Source organism: Pinisolibacter sp. DMC19 (genome assembly GCF_056313985.1).
The window spans coordinates 471,367-487,608 of record NZ_JBQUZF010000001.1 but is presented as its reverse complement, the minus strand read 5'-3'; the positions used below and the strand labels follow the sequence as shown (position 1 = coordinate 487,608).

Here is a 16,242-nt window from a genome sequence, read left to right as displayed (position 1 = left end):
GTTCGCCGTCGCGATCTTCCGAAAGAGATCTGACGAGGAGACGGACGATGGGTATCGCGACCGCTGCCGCTTTCGGCCCGGATCGTCAGGATGCCGGGCCGGTCGGAGGACCGAAGCCGACCTACGCCAAGGCCAATGCCGAGATGGCGCTCTTCGGGATCTACGAGATCTCGAAGATCCTGACGACGCCTGCGCGCCTCGAGATGACGCTTTCCAACGTCGTCAACGTGTTGACGTCGTTCCTGCAGATGCGCCGCGGCATGATCGTCGTGCTCGACGACGTCGGCGACGTCGAGATCGTGGCGACCGCCGGCTGGGCCGAGCAGGGGCCGAAGCGCGGCCGCGCCATCGACAGCCTGCCACGTGCGGTGATCGATCGCATCGTCGCCACGACGACGCCGGTCGTCGCCCAGGACATTTCGCGCGATCCGCTGTTCGAGACCGCCGACGGGCTGCTCGCCGAAGAGGCCGGCATGCGCGTCTCCTTCATCGGCGTGCCGATCAAGGCCGACAACAAGGTGGTGGGGACGCTCTCCATCGACCGCGTGTGGGACGGCCGCACCCAGTTCCGCATCGACGACGACCTGCGCTTCCTGTCGATGGTGGCCAACCTCACCGGTCAGACGGTGAAGCTGCACCGCATCCTCTCGGCCGATCGTCAACGCCTGCTCGACGAGCGCTCGAGCCTCGAGAAGGCGCTCGGCAACGAACTCGCCAACCGGGTGCCGCGGGCGACGCCGAAGGTCGAGGGCATCGTCGGCGAGAGCGTGGCGGTCAAGCGCGTGCTGCAGACGATCGCCGTCGTCGCCAAGTCGAACTCGACCGTGCTCTTGCGCGGCGAGAGCGGCACCGGCAAGGAACTCTTCGCCCGGGCGATCCACGATCTCTCACCACGCAAGTCCAAGCCCTTCGTCAAGCTCAACTGCGCCGCGCTGCCCGAGAGCGTGCTCGAGAGCGAGCTCTTCGGCCACGAGAAGGGCTCCTTCACCGGTGCCGTCGGCCAGCGCGCCGGCCGCTTCGAACTGGCGAACGGCGGTACGCTGCTGCTCGACGAGATCGGCGAGATCTCGGCCTCGTTCCAGGCCAAGCTCCTGCGCATCCTGCAGGAGGGCGAATTCGAGCGCGTCGGCGGCACCAAGACGCTGAAGGTCGACGTCCGCCTCGTCTGCGCCACCAACAAGAACCTCGAGGAGGCGGTCGCCAAGGGCGAGTTCCGCGCCGACCTCTACTATCGCATCAACGTGGTGCCGGTGTTCCTGCCGCCCTTGCGTGAACGTCCCGGCGACATTCCGCACCTCGCCCGCGCCTTCGTGACGCGTTTCAACGAGGAGAACGGGCGCAAGATGGCGATCTCGCCGGGCGGTCTCGAGCTGCTGTCGCGCTGCTACTTCCCCGGCAACGTGCGCGAACTCGAGAACTGCGTCCGCCGCACCGCGACGCTCGCCCACGGCGAGACGATCATGCCGGACGACTTCGCCTGCCACACCGGCAACTGCCTGTCGGCACTGCTGTGGAAGAGCGCGCCGAAGAAGCCGGGCATGCCCGACCCGATCGCCATGCTCGCCTCCGGCCAGCCGGTGGTGGCACCGACGCCGAACCACGGTGCCGTGCCGGCCGTCTTCCCCGTCGGCGGTGTCGCCGAGGCGCCGATGCCGTCGCCTGCCGGTCTGCCGCCGATGGCCGCTCCGGCGCCGCTGCCGGCCGAGGTCACGGGTGGAGCTTCGGGCCTCTGTGAACACGCCGATGCCAACTGTCCGGCGCTCGGCGGGCGACCGAGCGAGCGCGACCGGCTGGTCGACGCGATGGAGCGCTCCGGCTGGGTGCAGGCCAAGGCCGCCCGCATCCTCGGCCTGACGCCGCGCCAGATCGGCTATGCCCTGAAGAAGCACAACATCGAACTCAAGCGGTTCTGACCACGCCGCTGGAGAGTGGGAAGCACATCGCAGTTCCTCCTGCAAAGACCCACTGACGGCCCGGAGCGATCCGGGCCGTTTTTCCTTTCGGTCGCGCTCTCGCGAATCAGACGCGTCGCGCCACTGCGTGGAAGAAGCTGCCGGTGACGGTGCCGCGGCGGCCGCCGGTGGGCGTCGGCTCGTTGCCGTAGGCGTCGCCGGCGAGCGCGAAGGGCCTGTCGTCGCCGCGGGTCACGACACTGGCATAGTGGAACTCGTGGCCGGCGAGGCGCGATCCGGCCGGCCCCAGCAGGCCGTCGGCGAGAAGCTCGATCTCGCGATAGCCGAGCTGCATCTTGCGCTTGGCGAAACTCGTCTCGACCCCGAGCAGGCCGGCCATCGGGTGGACCACCCCGTCGGCGTCGGTCAGTGCGCGGCCGAGCACCATGTAGCCGCCGCACTCGCCGTGGACCGGCCGCGTCTCGGCGAAACGGGCGAGGCCGGCCTTGAAGCCCTCGGCCGTCGCGAGGCGGCCGGCATGGAGTTCCGGGTAGCCGCCCGGCAGCCAGCAGACGTCGGCGGTCGCGTCCGGCGCCTCGTCGGCGAGCGGCGAGAAGAAGGCGATCTCGGCGCCCGCCGCCCGCCAGCCCTCCGCCAGATGCGGATAGAGGAAGGTGAAGGCGGCATCGCGCGCCACGGCGATGCGGCCGCCCGGCGGCGGGATCGCGGCCGCCGTGTCCTCGGCGATCGGCGCCATCGGCCGCGCCGCAGCGAGGAGGCGGTCGAGGTCGACGTGGGCCTCGACGAGGTCGGCCATGCGGTCGAGCAACGCCTCGAGATGGGCGATCTCGCCGGCCTGGACCAGCCCCAGATGGCGCTCCGGCAGGACGACGTCGGGCGTGCGCGGGATGGCGCCGAAGACGTCGACGCCGAGGGCGCGGATCGCGTCGGTCACCAGGCGGGTGTGGCGCTCCGAGCCGACCCGGTTCAGCACCACGCCGGCGAGCGCGAGGTCGGGCGCATAGGCCCTGACGCCGGCGACGATCGCCGCCGCCGACTGCGACTGGCCGGAGACGTCGAGCACCAGCAGCACCGGCAGGCCGAGCGTGCGGGCGACGTCGGCGGAGGCGCCGGAGCGGCCGGGTTCCGCCGGCACGCCGTCGAAGAGGCCCATCAGCGCCTCGGCGACGACGACGTCGGCGCCCTGCGCGGTGCGTGCTGCCAGCGCGCCGATCAGGCCTGGCGTCATCGCCCAACCGTCGAGATTGAGGCTCGGCCGGCCGGTCGCCACCGCGTGGAAGGCGGGGTCGATGTAGTCCGGCCCGCACTTCGCACCCGAGACCGCGAGGCCGCGGCGGGCGAGCGCCCGCAGCAGGCCGAGCGTCACCGTGGTCTTGCCCGAGCCGGAGCGCAGCGCCGCCACCATCAGGCCGCGCGGGCGGGCGGGCGCCGTCATTGCGGCGCCTCGAGCCGGCCGTCACCGTAGCCGAGGATGGCGCGCAGCGGCACGATCGAGCCGAGCACGGTGATGGTCGGCGCCTCGATCTTCGCCGCGGCGACGTCGTCGAGACAGCGGCCGAGCGTCGTCACCAGGACGCGCTGCTCCGGCGTCGTCGCCTTGTTGACGAAGGCGACGGGCGTGTCGGCGGCCATGCCGGCCTTGGCGAGTTCGCCGACGATCGCCGGCAGATTGTTCATCGCCATGTAGAGCACCAGCGGCACGCCGGTGCGCACGAAGGCGGCCCAATCGATCGCCTCGGGGCCCTGCACGGCATAGTGCCCGGTCATCAGCACGATCGCCTGGTTGGTGTCGCGCGTCGTCGCCGGGATGCCGGCCGCCGTCAGGCCGCCGAGACCGGAGGTGATGCCGGGGACGACATGGAAGGGGACGCCGGCGGCGTGAAGCGCGCGTGCCTCCTCGCCGCCGCGGCCGAAGACGAAGGGATCGCCGCCCTTCAGCCGCAGCACGCGGTTGCCGTCGCGGGCGAGTTCGATCAGCCGCTCGGTGATGTCGCCCTGCTTGGCCGACGGCTTGCCGCCGCGCTTTCCGGCGAATTCGCGCGTCGCGCCGGGGTGGGCGAGATCGAGGATCTCGGGGGCGACGAGGGCGTCGTAGACGATGACGTCGGCGGTCGCCAGCGCGTGGATGGCGCGGGCGGTCAGCAGCCCGGGATCGCCGGGGCCGGCGCCGACGAGCCAGACGGAGCCGGGCGCGAAGTCCGGCATGTGGCGGGCGAGGGGGCCGAGATCGACCTGAGGCATCGTCGCGTGTTCCATGTCTCGTCGGGCCGCGAATAGCGATGGATCGCGGCGGATGCTCATGAGATACCAACTCTCGCCATGAATGACGACGCCGCTTCACCGAAAAACGAACATTCGCCCGACCTGCGTCGGGGATGGACGACGGGCACCTGCGCCACGGCGGCGGCGACAGCCGCGGCGAGCGCTCTTCTCGGCGGCGCCTTCCCCGATCCGGTCGTGGTGCGGCTGCCGCGCGGGCAGGAGCCGGCGTTTTCGCTCGCCACGGCCCGGCTGGACGGAGATGTCGCCGAGGCCGGCGTCGTCAAGGACGCCGGCGACGATCCCGACGTCACCCACGGCGCGCTGGTGATCGCCCGCGTGGCGCGCGGCGCGCCGGGCACGGGCATCGTTTTCCGTGCAGGAGAAGGCGTCGGCACGGTGACGCGGCCGGGGCTTCCCGTGCCCGTCGGCGAGCCGGCGATCAACCCGGTGCCGCGGCGGATGATGAGCGAGGCGCTCGCCCGCGTCGCCGAAGCGGCGGGCGCGCCTTGCGACTTCGTCGTCGAGATCGGCGTGAGGCACGGTGAGAAGCTGGCGCTGAAGACGCTCAACCCGCGCCTCGGCATCCTCGGCGGCCTGTCGATCCTCGGGACGACGGGCATCGTCGTGCCGTTTTCCTGCGCCGCCTGGATCCACTCGATCCATCGCGGCATCGACGTGGCGCGCGCCTGCGGCCTCGATCACGTCGCCGGATCGACCGGCAACACCTCGGAGAAGGCCGTCGCGGGCCTCCACGGGCTTTCCGAGCAGGCGCTGATCGAGATGGGCGACTTCGTCGGCGGTATGCTGAAGTATCTGAAGACGCACCCGGTCGCCCGCGTCACCATCGCCTGCGGCTTCGCCAAGTCGGTGAAACTGGCGCAAGGGTTGACCGATCTCCATTCCAAGCGCGGTTCGGTCGACCACGCCTTCCTCGCCGAGGTCGCCGCAAGCGCCGGGGCGAGCGCCGAGGTCGTCGCGCGGGTGGGGGCGGCGAATTCCGCGCTGGAGGTGCTGGAGATCGCGCGGGCGACCGGCTTCGACCTCGGCACGCCGATCGCGGCGGCCGGCTGGCGGACGGCGGCGGCGATGATCGTGGGAAGTGGCATCGCGCTCGAGGTCGCGATCTTCGACCGTCAGGGCGGGCTGGTGGCGTCGAGCGGGTTTCGGGTGGCGTGAGCGGGAAGGGGCTGGCCGGAAGATTCAGGCCCTGTCCCTCCTGCTGCGCCCGATGGAACCCGAGGCGGCGCCGCCGTTCCACCCTCCCATCAGGGGAGGGTGCCGAGCATCGCGAGGCGGGTGGGGTTCGGCGCTTCGGCTTCCGACGAGCGCGTGATCGGTCGGACAACCGCCGACGGCTTGCTCTGCCGCATCGGCCGTTCACCCCACCCCTGCCCCTCCCCTGAGGGGAGGGGTAGACCTCGCCGCATCGGGCTGGTCGGCTCCGAACCGAACGGGCGATGATCCGGCGAAGTGGCGGCGGTGACTCACTCCGGCCTTCCGTCTCTTCCCCGGAACCGGCGTTGATAGGCGGCGTCGTAGAGGGAGGATTCGCGGAAGTCGCGCGCCGCCAGCGCCGGGCCGATCAGGATCAGCGCGGTGCGTTCCATCGGCTCGGCGGCGAGCTGCGCGACGATCGACGACAGCGTCCCCCGCACCACCCGTTCGTCCGGCCAGGTGGCGCGGAAGACCACCGCGACCGGGCAATCGGCGCCGTAGAACGGGGTCGCCTCCGCGACGACCTTCTCCAGCACGTGGATCGAGAGATGCACGGCGAGCGTCGCCCGCGTCGCGGCGAAGGCGGCGATGGTCTCGCTCTCGGGCATGGCCGAGGCACGGCCCGAAGTGCGGGTCAGCACCACGGACTGGGTCACTTCAGGCAGCGTCAGCTCCTGGCGCAGCACACTCGCGGCGGCCGCGAAGGAGGGCACGCCCGGCGTCACCGTGTACGGAATGCCGTGGCGCTCGAGCCGGCGGATCTGCTCGCCCATCGCCGACCACACCGACAGATCGCCGGAATGAAGCCGGGCGACGTCTTCGTTCGCCGCTTGGGCGCGGACGAATTCGGCCTCGATCTCGTCGAGCGACAGCGGCGCGGTGTCGACGATGCGTGCGTCGGGGCGGCAGTGGACGAGGAGGTCCTTCGACACGATCGAGCCGGCCCACAGCACCACGGGGCAGGCTGCGATGAGGTCGCGCCCGCGCACGGTGATCAGGTCCGCCGCGCCGGGGCCGGCGCCGATGAAATGGACGGTCATGGATTGGGCCTCGGCATGAAGGGGCGCTGCGGAAGGGCGGTGATCACGGCGTGCCGCCTCCCTCGCCGGAGATCGCGACGGCCACGGTTGCGCCGCGGGCCGCCTTGCGGGGGACGAGGAGGCGGCCGTTCGCCCCGGCGCCGGCGAGCGCCGAGCCTTCGGCGATCGAGGGGACGCCGAAGAGTTCGATCACCTTCTCCGAGCGGATCGTCACCCGGTCGGCGACCGATTCGAGAGCCAGGCGTGGCAGATGAACCAGCGGGAAGCCGAGCAGCGCCGCGGCCTGCGCGATGCCGGTTTCCGACTGTTTGTCGGCCACCGTGAAGAGGGCGACGGGGAGGGCCTCCTCGCCGGTCTGGGCGAGGGCCTCCTCGATCAGATCGACGATCGCTTCGGTGGCTACGCCGGCGCGGCAGCCGATGCCGACGGCGAGGAAACGCGAGGTCATGAACCGTTTTCCCCCAGGTCGTCCCCATGGTCTTGCACCATCTGCGAGGCGGGTCTTCCACCGTTCGTCGACAGGTCATCCACAGGGTTTTCCACAGGATCGCCGGCCGGCTTCTCCCAAACCCACTGTAGGATCGGCATCGCCGGGCGGAAACCGTGGAAGCGGCCGACGGGGCTGGCGCGGGCCACCGAGATCTGGACGAGATCGCCGCCCATCGCGGTGAAGCGGGCGATGACGTCGGCCTGGGTCTCGATCGTCACCGCATTGGCGACGAGGCGGCCGCCGGGGGCGAGGCGGGCGGCGAGGTGCGCCACGAGGTCGGCATCGACACCGCCGCCGCCGAGGAAGATCGCGTTGGGCGTCGGCAGGCCCTCGAGCGCCTCGGGCGCGCTGCCTTCGATCGTCACCAGATCCGGCACGCCGAAGAGCGCGGCGTTGCGGGCGACGCGGGCGAGGCGGTCTGGTCGGGGCTCGATGGCGATGGCGCGATTGCCGGGCGAGGCGAGCATCCATTCGATCGAGATCGAGCCGGTACCGGCCCCGATGTCCCACAGCAGTTCGCCGTGGCGCGGCGCCAGTTTCGACAGCGTCGTGGCGCGGATCTCGCGCTTGGTGATCTGGCCGTCGTTCTCGAAGAAACTGTCGGGAATGCCGGCGGCGAGCGGCAGGATGCGGGCGTTCGCATCCGCCACCACCTCGATCGCCACGGTGTTCAGGGGATCGAGGTCGGAGCGAACGAAGTCCTTCGCCAGCGAAGCATTGACCCGTTCGCGCGCGCCGCCCATGGCTTCCAGCACGATCAGCTTCGAGCGGCCCATGCCGTTGGCGACGAGGTGTTCGGCGAGGCGGGCGGGCGTCGTGCCGTCCCATGAGAGGACGAGGATACGCCGGCCGGGCTGGAGATGCGGCACGATCTTCTCGAACGCGCGGCCGTGCAGCGTGATGAGGGCGCAGTCCTGCACCGCCCAGCCGACGCGGGCGGCGGCCATGGAGAAGGCCGAGGGCGCCGGCAGCGTCACGTATTCGTTCGGCGGCACGTGGCGGGCGAGAAGCGAGCCGACGCCGTAGGAGAAGGGGTCGCCGGAGGCGAGCACGGCGACGGGGTGGCCGCGGCGGGCGAGGATCGACGGGAAGGCGTCGGTGAGCGGCGACGGCCAGGCGAGCTTTTCCGCCGGTGTGTCGCCGACGAGCGCCAGATGGCGCTTGCCGCCGACGACGAGTTCGGCCGAAAAGAGGAGCCGACGCGCGGCGGGCGTCAGGCCGTCGAGCCCGTCCTCGCCGAGGCCGATGATCGCCAGCCAGGGGGTGGTCACGGTCTGATCGATCATCGTGAAGGCTCCCGGAGGGTCCGATGCGCATTCTGGTTCTCGGCGGCACCACCGAGGCGAGCCGTCTGGCGAAGGCGCTGGCCGACCGCCCCGACATTGCCGCGACGCTGTCGCTCGCCGGGCGAACGGAAGCGCCGGCGGCCCAGCCGATCCCGACCCGCGTCGGCGGTTTCGGCGGCGCCGAGGGGCTGGCGGCCTACCTGCGCGATCATGGCATCGCGGCGCTGGTCGACGCCACCCATCCCTTCGCCGCGCAGATCAGCCGCAACGCCGCCGAGGCCGCGCGGGCGACCGGCACGCCGATCGTCGCGCTGGTCCGGCCCGCCTGGGCCCGCGAGGCGGGCGACGACTGGCGCGAGGTCGCGACGCTGGAGGAGGCGGCGCTCGCCATCGGCGAGGCGCCGAAGCGGGTGCTGCTGACGACCGGCCGGCTGGGGCTCGCGAGCTTCGCGGTGGCGCCGCAGCACCACTACGTGATCCGCACCATCGATCCGCCGGAAGCGGAGGTTCTGGCGCGGCTGCCCGACCACGTCATGCTCTACGATCGCGGACCCTTCGACCTCGCCGCCGAGCGCGATCTGATGGTGCGCGAGGGGATCGAGGTGGTGGTGACCAAGAACTCCGGCGGAGCGGCGACCTATCCGAAGATCGTCGCGGCACGGGAACTCGGCCTGCCGGTGGTGATCCAGCAACCGCCGACGCGGCCGGATGTGCCGCAGGTCCACGACGTGGCGGGGGTCTTCGCCTTCCTTGAGCGCGTGCGGGGCGGGTGAGGGGTCAAGACCGGGCTTGGAGACACCGATGGCGTCGAGCGGAGCCCCTTCATCCTGAGGTGCGAGCGTCAGCGAGCCTCGAAGGGCGAAGGGGCGATGGGCAGGGCGTGGCCGGTGATCGCCGCGCCGCCCGTCGCCGGCTTCGCCCTTCGAGGCCCGCCCTTCGGTCGGGCACCTCAGGGTGAAGCCGAAGAGGGGGGGCTTGCGATCGGTCGCGCCCGCCATCGCGCTCATCCTTCGACCGAGCGGGGCGAATGCACCCAGGGTTCGCGGCCCGGCCCACGACCGACGAGGCGCGTGTCCGGATTGCCGACGATGACGCAGGTCGCCATGTCGACGAGGCCGAGATCGACGTCCGCCAGCGTCGCGATGGTCACGCGTTCGTCGGGGCGGCCGATGGCGCGGGCGAGCACCACCACCGTCTCGGGGCGGGCGACGGCCCGCAACACGGCGAAGGCGTCGAAGATCTGGCGTGGGCGGGCCTTCGAGGCGGGGTTGTAGAGCGCGATCACGAAGCCGGCGTCGGCGGCGGCGGCGAGGCGCTTCTCCACCACGCTCCAGGGCTTCAGATTGTCCGACAGGTTGATGGCGCAGAAATCCGCCCCCAGAGGCGCGCCGAGACGGGCGGAGGCCGCCTGCATCGCCGAGACGCCGGGATGGACCGTCAGATCGAGGGCGCGCCATGCGGCCGGCCCGCGCTCGATCGCTTCCATCACCGCGGCGGCCATGGCGAAGACACCGGGATCGCCGCCGGAGACGACGGCGACGCGGGCGCCGGCGGCGGCGAGTTCGAGCGCATGGGCTGCGCGGTCGAGTTCGACGCGGTTGTCGGAGCCGTGGCGGGTCTGGCCGGGGCGTTCGGGGCAGCGGGCGACGTAAGGGGCGTAGCCGACGAGATCGGTCGCCGCCGCGAGGATGGCGGCGGTCTCGGGCGTCATCCAATGCGCCGGGCCTGGGCCGGTGCCGACGACGCGCAGCCAGCCGGCGGACGTCGCACTCATGGCCGGCGACCCTCGCCCGGGATCAGGATCAGCGAGAAATAGGGCGCCGAATCGTCCGCCTTGTCGGCGAGCGGCAGGACGAGTTCGCCCGCCATGGTGCCGCGCTCGACATAGGTGGCGCGCTCCAGCAGCCCGGCGCGGGCGATGGCGCGGCGGACCTTCGGGAAGTTGGTGCCGAGCTTCATGATCACGGCGGCGTCCGTGCCCTCGAGGGCACGCACGAGGTCCTCCTCGTGCATGGTGCCGGCGATCACCGAGAGCTTGTCGTCGCCCCAGGTCATCGGCAGACCGGCTGCGGCCCAGCAGCCGGCCATGCCGGTGACGCCGGGGGTTATCTTCGTCGGATAACGGTCCTTCAGGCGCACGTAGAGGTGCATGAAGGAGCCGTAGAACATCGGGTCGCCCTCGCAGACGAGGACGACATCCTTGCCCATGTCGAGCACGTCGGCGATCGCCTCGACCGAACGCTCGTAGAACTCGCGCAGCGCGTCGACGTAGGCGGTGTCGCCGAAGTGGCATTCGGTCGTCATCGGGTACCAGAGCGGCAGCTCCGGCTTGCCCTTCGGCATCCACTTGTCGACGATGGTGCGGGCGTTGCCGCGCTTTCCCTTCTTGGCGAAGTAGGTGACGAGGCCGGCGCTCTCGACCAGCTTCACCGCCTGGACGGTGAGGAGATCGGGATCGCCCGGCCCGAGGCCGACGCCGTGGAAGGTGCCCTTCTGGGTCATGATCACTCCTTGGCGCTGGCGAGCGCGTTGACGGCGGCGGCGGTCATGGCGGAGCCGCCCTTGCGGCCGCGCACGACGATCCAGGGGGCGCGGCCGTCCTCGATCAGCGCTTCCTTGCTCTCGGCGGCGCCGACGAAGCCGACCGGCATGCCGACGATCGCCGCCGGCAGGGGCGCGCCCTCGTCGAACATCTCGAGAAGGCGGAACAGCGAGGTCGGGGCGTTGCCGATGGCGACGATCGATCCGGCCAAATGCTCGCGCCACAGTTCCATCGCCGCGGCTGACCGGGTGGTGCCCATGGCTTTCGCGAGATCCGGCACGCGCGGGTCGTTCAGCGTGCAGATCACGGCGTTGTCGGCGGGAAGCCGCGAGCGGGTGATGCCGCGCGCCACCATCTCGGCATCGCAGAGGATCGGCGCCCCGGCCTTCAAGGCCGCTTCCGCCGCGGCGGCGGCACCGGGGGCGAAGGCGACGTCGGCGGCGACCTCGACCATGCCGCAGGCGTGGATGACGCGGACGACGGTGCGTTCCTCGACCGGATCACGGAAGCGGGCGAGGTCGGCCTCGGCGCGGATGATGCGGAAGGAGCGCTCGTAGATCGCCGCGCCGTCCTTGACGTAGCTCTCGCGGGTGGCCGGTCCGTCGGATCGTTTCGAGGGCAAAGCGGGTTCCTCAGAGGGGCGCGAGGTCGGAGATGGCGGAGGCGGCTTCGGCGAGCGTCAGGCCGGAGAGCCAGGGCGCGTCCCAGGCGCGGCCGTCGCGCACCAGATCGTAACGACCGTCGCGGCCGGTCAGCGTCAGCGGAGCCGGGCCGGGGTGGGCGCAGCCCTTCTCGCAGCCGGAGACGTGGAGCGTCAGGCCGGTGCGGGCGAAGCGGCGGGCGAGGGGGGCGAGTTCCGCGCCGTCGAGACGGGCCTCGACCGAGCCCGAGCGGCAGCCGCTGGCGCCGGCACAGGAGACGACGGCGAGGCGCGGATCGTCGGGCGAGAAGACGAACTTGCCGGCGGCGATCCACGGGCGGATGCGGCCGAGCTTCTCCGGTTTGATGCCGGGGATCAGCATCACCCGCCACGGGGTGAGGCGCAGTTCGCCCATGCCGCGTTCGCCGGCGAGTTCGCCGAGCAGCGCCATCTGGTCGGCGGTCAGCCGGCCGAAGGGGGCGCCGACGCCGATGAAGGCGCCAGGGCCGGCGGTGTGGTCGCCGATCACCGCCTCGGCGCCGAAGGCGCGCGGCAGGGTGGTGACCGCCGCCATGGTCTCGCCGAAGCCGGCCGCGCGGAAGAGGGCGGCGAGGCCGACGCGGGCGACGACCTCGTGCATGCGACGCGGCGCATCGGGGATCGAGGCGCGCAGGCGGATGACGGCACGGGCGAGCGCCACGGCGCGGACGGGGGCATCCTCGACCGCGACGACGGCGATCGGCTGGTACTTGGCGAGGCCGGTCGCCACCGAGACGACGACGCGCGGGCCTTCGCCCATGCGGATACCGGTGAACTTGACGTCGACGGCGACGTCGTCGAGCGCGATGCGGCCGCCCTCGTCGACGACGAAGCCGAACTTGCCGGGCAGGGCATGGACCGAGCGATCCGCGGTCAGCGTCTGTTCGAGGGCGGCGCACAGCGCGCGGCCGTCGATCGCGGCGGAGGGGTCGAGGCCGGAGAGCGGCGAGGGCACGATGTTGCGCACGGCTTCCGCCTCGGCGTCGCCGTCGAGCACGCCGAGGGTGGCGAGGTGGGCCTGGAGAGGCGCGAGTTCGTCGACCTCGACGCCGCGCAGCTGGAGATTGCCGCGCTGGGAATAGTCGATCAGCCCGTTGCCGAAGCGACGGGCGCAATCGGCGATCTCGCCGGCCATGTCGGCGGTCAGGATGCCGGCCGTGAGGCGGACGCGCACCAGGAAGCCGTCGGCGGATTCCATCGGGCGCAGCGCGCCGGGGCACCAGCCCTTCACCAGCTTCGGGTCGGGCTTCTCACTTCCGCTCATCGTTCGGCCTCCAGGATTTCCGCTATTCGTCCAGCGACGGAATTGCGCCGGCTCGCCCACAGTCCCCGACGGAGGGCCTCGTCGAAGGCGCGGGCGGCGGCGGTGGCGGCGCGCGGGTTCATCTCCTTCATGAAGGCATGGACCCGCTCGTCGCCGAGCGTCGCGTCGAATAGCAGATCGAAGGCCCTCGGCGCCACCGTGTCGGTGGTCGCGGCGAAGGCGAGGAGATTGCCGACCGTCTCGGCGATTTCCGCCGCGCCGCGGTGGCCATGGCGCATCTGGCCGGCGATCCAGCGCGGATTGGTCGCGCGGGCGCGCACCACGCGGGCGATCTCTTCCGAGAGCGTGCGGACGCGCGTCCGATCGGGCCGCGTCGTGTCGACGTGCCAAAGCGCCGGGCGATTGCCGGCGGCCTCCGCCGCGGCGGCGAAACCGCCCTCGTGTTCGGCATAGGCGTCGGCGTCGAGCACGTCCTGTTCGGCGCTGTCCTGCGAATGGACGAAGGCATCGACCGAAGCGAGCCGGTCGACGAAGGCCTCGCGCGCCGCGATGCCGTCGGCGTTGCGGCCGAAGGCGTGGGAGGAGGCCGCGACATAGGCCTCGGCGAGGTCGGCGCGGGTCGCCCATCCACCGGTCGCGACGGTGGTGGCGATACCGACGCCATAGGCGCCGGGCGCCGCGCCGAAGACGCGGAAGAGGGCGGTGTCGTCCTCGGCCACACGGCGGGCGGCGGCGAGGGGATTGTCCTCGTCGTCCTCGTCGAGGGCGGCGACGGCGCGGACGGCCGCGTCGAAGAGGGCGATCTGGCGCTCGAACACGTCGCGGAAGAGGCCGGAGATGCGCAGCGTGACGTCGACGCGCGGGCGGCCGAGCTTCGCCGGCACCAGGATCTCGAAGCCGGTGACGCGGGCGGTCGCCGGGTCCCAGGTCGGGCGGCAGCCCATCAGGGCGAAGGCTTGCGCCAGGTCGTCGCCGCCGGTGCGCATGGTGGCCGAGCCCCAGAGATCGAGCACCACGGCGCGCGGCCAGTCGCCGTGGTCCTGCGCATGGCGGGTGACGACCTCTTCCGCCGTGCGGCGGCCGATCTCCCAGGCGGTGCGGGTCGGCACGGCGCGCGGGTCGACGGCGTAGAGATTGCGCCCCGTCGGCAGCACGTCGAGACGGCCGCGCGAGGGGGCGCCGGCCGGTCCCGGCATGACGAAGCGTCCGTCGAGGGCGGCGATCAGCCCGTCGCGCTCGGCCGCGGCGCAGGCTTCGAGTGCACCCTCGAGGGAGGCGCGGGCGGTCGCGTCGGCGTCTTCCGCCAGCGTCGCGGCGGCGGTCTCGCGCAGGGCCGGGGAGGTCGCTCGGGCGAAGACGTGGAGCCCGTCGGAGATGCGGGCGTCCTTGAGATCGCAGAGCCAGGCATCGAGCCGGGTCAGCGCCTCGGCCGCGTCCATCTCGGGGGCGATGCCGCTCTCGGCGTCGAGGCCGGTCTCGCGGGCGCGTTCGAGGATGGTCTCGGCGAGCATGCGGGCGCGGCGGGCGTCGAGCGTCTGGGCCTGGGAGAACTCGTCGAGCAGCGCCTCGATCTCGGCGGCGGCGCCGTGGCTGCCGGCCTTGGTCAGCGGCGGCGTCATGTGGCCCAGCGCGATCGCCGAGAGCCGGCGCTTCGCCTGTGCCGCCTCGCCGGGGTTGTTGACGACGAAGGGGTAGACGATCGGCGTCGCGCCCAGAAGGAGCGTCGGGGCGCAGTCGGCGGCGGGGGCGGCGGCCTTGCCGGGCAGCCATTCGAGCGTGCCGTGGGTGCCGAGGTGGATCATCGCGTCGATGCGCGCGCTCGCCCGGAGCCACAGGTAGAAGGCGACATAGGCATGGCGCGGCGGGCGCGAGGCGTCGTGATAGGCGTCCTTGCGATCGGCGGCGAGGCCGCGATCGGGCTGCACCGCGACGAGGAGGTTGCCGAGCGCCAGCGTCGCGAAGGGGAAGGCGCCGTCGACGAGCGCCGGGTCCTCGGTGGGCGGCCCCCAGGCGGCGAGGACGGAGGCCCGAAACGTCTCGGGGAGAGCCGCGAAGAGGGTTTCGTAGGTCGCGAGCGGGAGGGTGGATGTCGTGTCGTGGGGCCGAGCGGCGATCTCCCCCTTCTCCCCTTGCGGGAGAAGGTGCCCGAAGGGCGGATGAGGGGGCGCAGAGGCAGCCTCGGGCGCGGGCGCCGCGGAGAGGGGGACACCCCTCATCCGGCGCTGCGCGCCACCTTCTCCCGCAAGGGGAGAAGGGAGGGCCGTGGCGGCGCCGTGCCCCGTCCGCCCTTCGAGCATCGCCATGATCTCGTTCGCCTCGGGCGGTGGGGTCACCGCATAACCCGCCGTCGCCAGATCCTCGGCGATGGCGACGATCGATGCCGGCGTGTCGAGGCCGACGGCATAGGCCGTGTGGCCGCCCTTGGCCGGATAGTTGGAGACGATCATCGCCAGCCGGCGCGCCGCGCGCGGCGTTTCCGCCAGATGCACCCAGGCGGCGGCGAGATCGGCGACCGCCGCGATGCCGGTGTCGTCGGGGACGTGGCGGGCGGGGGCGTGTTCCAGCGTCGCCGACCGTTCGTCGCGGCCCTTGAAGGAGATCGCGCGCGTGGCGATGCGGCCGTCGACCTCGGGCAGCACCACGTTCATCGCGAGATCGGAGGCGCCGAGGCCACGGCTGGACGCGCGCCATGCCTCGCGATCGGAGGTCGCCAGCACCGCCTGCAGCACGGGCACGCCGGCGCGGTCGAGCACCGAGGTGCCGTCGTCGAGCCGGGCGGAGAAGGCGGTGGTGTTGACGACGATCGAAGGCTTCACCGTCTCGATCAGGCGCGAGAGCCCTTCGACGACGCGGCCGTCCTTGAGGCTCGTCGCCCATTCCGCCCTGACCGAGAGGCCGCGGGCGGCGAGCGCATCGGCGAGAGCGGTGATCGGCGCGGTGTCGGCGGCGGCCCAGATCGAGCGGTAGAGCGTGATCAGCGCCAGCGGGCCGGGTCCCTCGCGCCGGGCGGCGGCGAACTCGCCGTGGGCGGGGAGCGGCCGGGGCTCGTCCCAGGTCGCGGGGCGACCGAGACGGGCGGCGATCCACGAGAGCGCCGAGCCGACATTGTCGGGGCCGCCTTCCTGGAACCACGCCCAGAGGCGGCGGAGGTCGTCGACGGGGATGGTCGAGGCGGCGTCGAGGCGGTCGTCGGCGCGGGCCTCGCCGGGGACGATCGCCAGGGCGATGCCGCGATTGCGGGCGGCGACGGAGAGTTCGTCGACGCCGTAGCGCCACCAGTCCATGCCGCCGAGGAGGCGGACGAGGACGAATTTCGCGTGGCGTCCGACCTGCTCCAACCACAGGTCGATCGAATAGGGATGGCGCAGGTCGGCGAGCGAGGCGAGGCGCAGCGACGGCAGTGCGTCACCGCGTTCCTCGGCGAGGCTCGCGACCAGTCCGAGGTCGCTGTCGGAGAAGGAGAGGAAGGCGACCTCGCCCGGCGTCTGGGCGAGGTCGACGGCGCGCGCGGTCTCGTCGAGCGATCGCACCTGATCGGCGACGAGATGCAT

General features: G+C 72.1%; 13 protein-coding genes. 3 read left to right on the top strand and 10 right to left on the bottom strand.

The genetic code is table 11. The features are described from left to right. The first annotated feature begins 143 nt into the window (after positions 1-143). Positions 144-1,913, top strand: a complete 1,770-nt coding sequence (gene nifA, locus ACT53U_RS02140) for a nif-specific transcriptional activator NifA (protein WP_476153038.1) — start codon at positions 144-146, stop codon at positions 1,911-1,913. Between the two features lie 106 nt (positions 1,914-2,019). On the opposite strand, the gene ACT53U_RS02135 is transcribed toward nifA, so the two are convergent. Then, entirely contained in the window at positions 2,020-3,348 is a 1,329-nt protein-coding gene (locus tag ACT53U_RS02135) for a cobyrinate a,c-diamide synthase (RefSeq protein WP_476152348.1), read from the bottom strand. Then, on the bottom strand, positions 3,345-4,169 hold the full coding sequence (cobA, locus tag ACT53U_RS02130) for a uroporphyrinogen-III C-methyltransferase (protein WP_476152346.1): 825 nt from the start codon (positions 4,167-4,169) through the stop codon (positions 3,345-3,347). Before cobA ends, ACT53U_RS02135 begins: the two co-directional genes overlap by 4 nt. Positions 4,170-4,232: 63 nt before the next feature. Here cobA and ACT53U_RS02125 point away from each other — a divergent pair, with 63 nt between their 5' ends. Further along, positions 4,233-5,351 (top strand): cobalt-precorrin-5B (C(1))-methyltransferase, encoded by a 1,119-nt coding sequence (locus ACT53U_RS02125; protein WP_476152344.1) that lies wholly within the window; start codon positions 4,233-4,235, stop codon positions 5,349-5,351. A 308-nt stretch (positions 5,352-5,659) separates the two neighbouring features. Here the strand turns inward: ACT53U_RS02125 and cobM are convergent, their stop codons facing one another. Genes cobM through cbiE form a run of 3 tightly spaced genes read right to left on the bottom strand, consistent with a single transcriptional unit; the run spans position 5,660 to position 8,206 of the window. Then, complete coding sequence (cobM, locus tag ACT53U_RS02120) at positions 5,660-6,430, bottom strand: precorrin-4 C(11)-methyltransferase (protein WP_476152342.1); 771 nt, start codon at positions 6,428-6,430, stop codon at positions 5,660-5,662. 43 nt (positions 6,431-6,473) lie between these two features. Beyond that, positions 6,474-6,878, bottom strand: coding sequence for a cobalamin biosynthesis protein (locus tag ACT53U_RS02115; protein WP_476152340.1), 405 nt, complete (start codon positions 6,876-6,878; stop codon positions 6,474-6,476). Further along, positions 6,875-8,206, bottom strand: a complete 1,332-nt coding sequence (gene cbiE, locus ACT53U_RS02110) for a precorrin-6y C5,15-methyltransferase (decarboxylating) subunit CbiE (protein WP_476152338.1) — start codon at positions 8,204-8,206, stop codon at positions 6,875-6,877. The genes ACT53U_RS02115 and cbiE overlap by 4 nt, the downstream gene beginning before the upstream one ends. A 23-nt stretch (positions 8,207-8,229) precedes the next feature. Between cbiE and ACT53U_RS02105 the strand changes: the two genes are divergently transcribed. Beyond that, on the top strand, positions 8,230-8,979 hold the full coding sequence (locus ACT53U_RS02105; protein WP_476152336.1) for a cobalt-precorrin-6A reductase: 750 nt from the start codon (positions 8,230-8,232) through the stop codon (positions 8,977-8,979). Between the two features lie 230 nt (positions 8,980-9,209). On the opposite strand, the gene cobJ is transcribed toward ACT53U_RS02105, so the two are convergent. Genes cobJ through cobN form a run of 5 tightly spaced genes read right to left on the bottom strand, consistent with a single transcriptional unit; the run spans position 9,210 to position 16,242 of the window. Beyond that, entirely contained in the window at positions 9,210-9,980 is a 771-nt protein-coding gene (cobJ, locus tag ACT53U_RS02100; protein ID WP_476152334.1) for a precorrin-3B C(17)-methyltransferase, read from the bottom strand. Next, entirely contained in the window at positions 9,977-10,708 is a 732-nt protein-coding gene (locus ACT53U_RS02095; protein WP_476152332.1) for a precorrin-2 C(20)-methyltransferase, read from the bottom strand. Before ACT53U_RS02095 ends, cobJ begins: the two co-directional genes overlap by 4 nt. Before the next feature lie 2 nt (positions 10,709-10,710). Beyond that, a complete protein-coding gene (locus ACT53U_RS02090; RefSeq protein WP_476152330.1) occupies positions 10,711-11,370 on the bottom strand; it encodes a precorrin-8X methylmutase in 660 nt (219 codons plus the stop codon). Between the two features lie 10 nt (positions 11,371-11,380). Continuing rightward, positions 11,381-12,691 carry a precorrin-3B synthase gene (gene cobG, locus ACT53U_RS02085; RefSeq protein ID WP_476152328.1) on the bottom strand — a complete coding sequence of 437 codons (1,311 nt, stop codon included), beginning with the start codon at positions 12,689-12,691 and terminating at the stop codon, positions 11,381-11,383. Further along, positions 12,688-16,242: a cobaltochelatase subunit CobN gene (cobN, locus tag ACT53U_RS02080; protein ID WP_476152326.1), complete on the bottom strand. Its 3,555-nt coding sequence runs from the start codon at positions 16,240-16,242 to the stop codon at positions 12,688-12,690. The genes cobG and cobN overlap by 4 nt, the downstream gene beginning before the upstream one ends.

What these genes read in the sequence shown, in the direction of transcription:
- nifA (WP_476153038.1), top strand. Translation starts at nt 144, where the DNA reads ATGGCGCTCTTCGGGATCTACGAGATCTCGAAGATCCTGACGACGCCT.
- ACT53U_RS02135 (WP_476152348.1), bottom strand. Translation starts at nt 3,348, where the DNA reads ATGACGGCGCCCGCCCGCCCGCGCGGCCTGATGGTGGCGGCGCTGCGC.
- cobA (WP_476152346.1), bottom strand. Translation starts at nt 4,169, where the DNA reads ATGGAACACGCGACGATGCCTCAGGTCGATCTCGGCCCCCTCGCCCGC.
- ACT53U_RS02125 (WP_476152344.1), top strand. Translation starts at nt 4,233, where the DNA reads ATGAATGACGACGCCGCTTCACCGAAAAACGAACATTCGCCCGACCTG.
- cobM (WP_476152342.1), bottom strand. Translation starts at nt 6,430, where the DNA reads ATGACCGTCCATTTCATCGGCGCCGGCCCCGGCGCGGCGGACCTGATC.
- ACT53U_RS02115 (WP_476152340.1), bottom strand. Translation starts at nt 6,878, where the DNA reads ATGACCTCGCGTTTCCTCGCCGTCGGCATCGGCTGCCGCGCCGGCGTA.
- cbiE (WP_476152338.1), bottom strand. Translation starts at nt 8,206, where the DNA reads ATGATCGATCAGACCGTGACCACCCCCTGGCTGGCGATCATCGGCCTC.
- ACT53U_RS02105 (WP_476152336.1), top strand. Translation starts at nt 8,230, where the DNA reads ATGCGCATTCTGGTTCTCGGCGGCACCACCGAGGCGAGCCGTCTGGCG.
- cobJ (WP_476152334.1), bottom strand. Translation starts at nt 9,980, where the DNA reads ATGAGTGCGACGTCCGCCGGCTGGCTGCGCGTCGTCGGCACCGGCCCA.
- ACT53U_RS02095 (WP_476152332.1), bottom strand. Translation starts at nt 10,708, where the DNA reads ATGACCCAGAAGGGCACCTTCCACGGCGTCGGCCTCGGGCCGGGCGAT.
- cobG (WP_476152328.1), bottom strand. Translation starts at nt 12,691, where the DNA reads ATGAGCGGAAGTGAGAAGCCCGACCCGAAGCTGGTGAAGGGCTGGTGC.
- cobN (WP_476152326.1), bottom strand. Translation starts at nt 16,242, where the DNA reads ATGCATCTCGTCGCCGATCAGGTGCGATCGCTCGACGAGACCGCGCGC.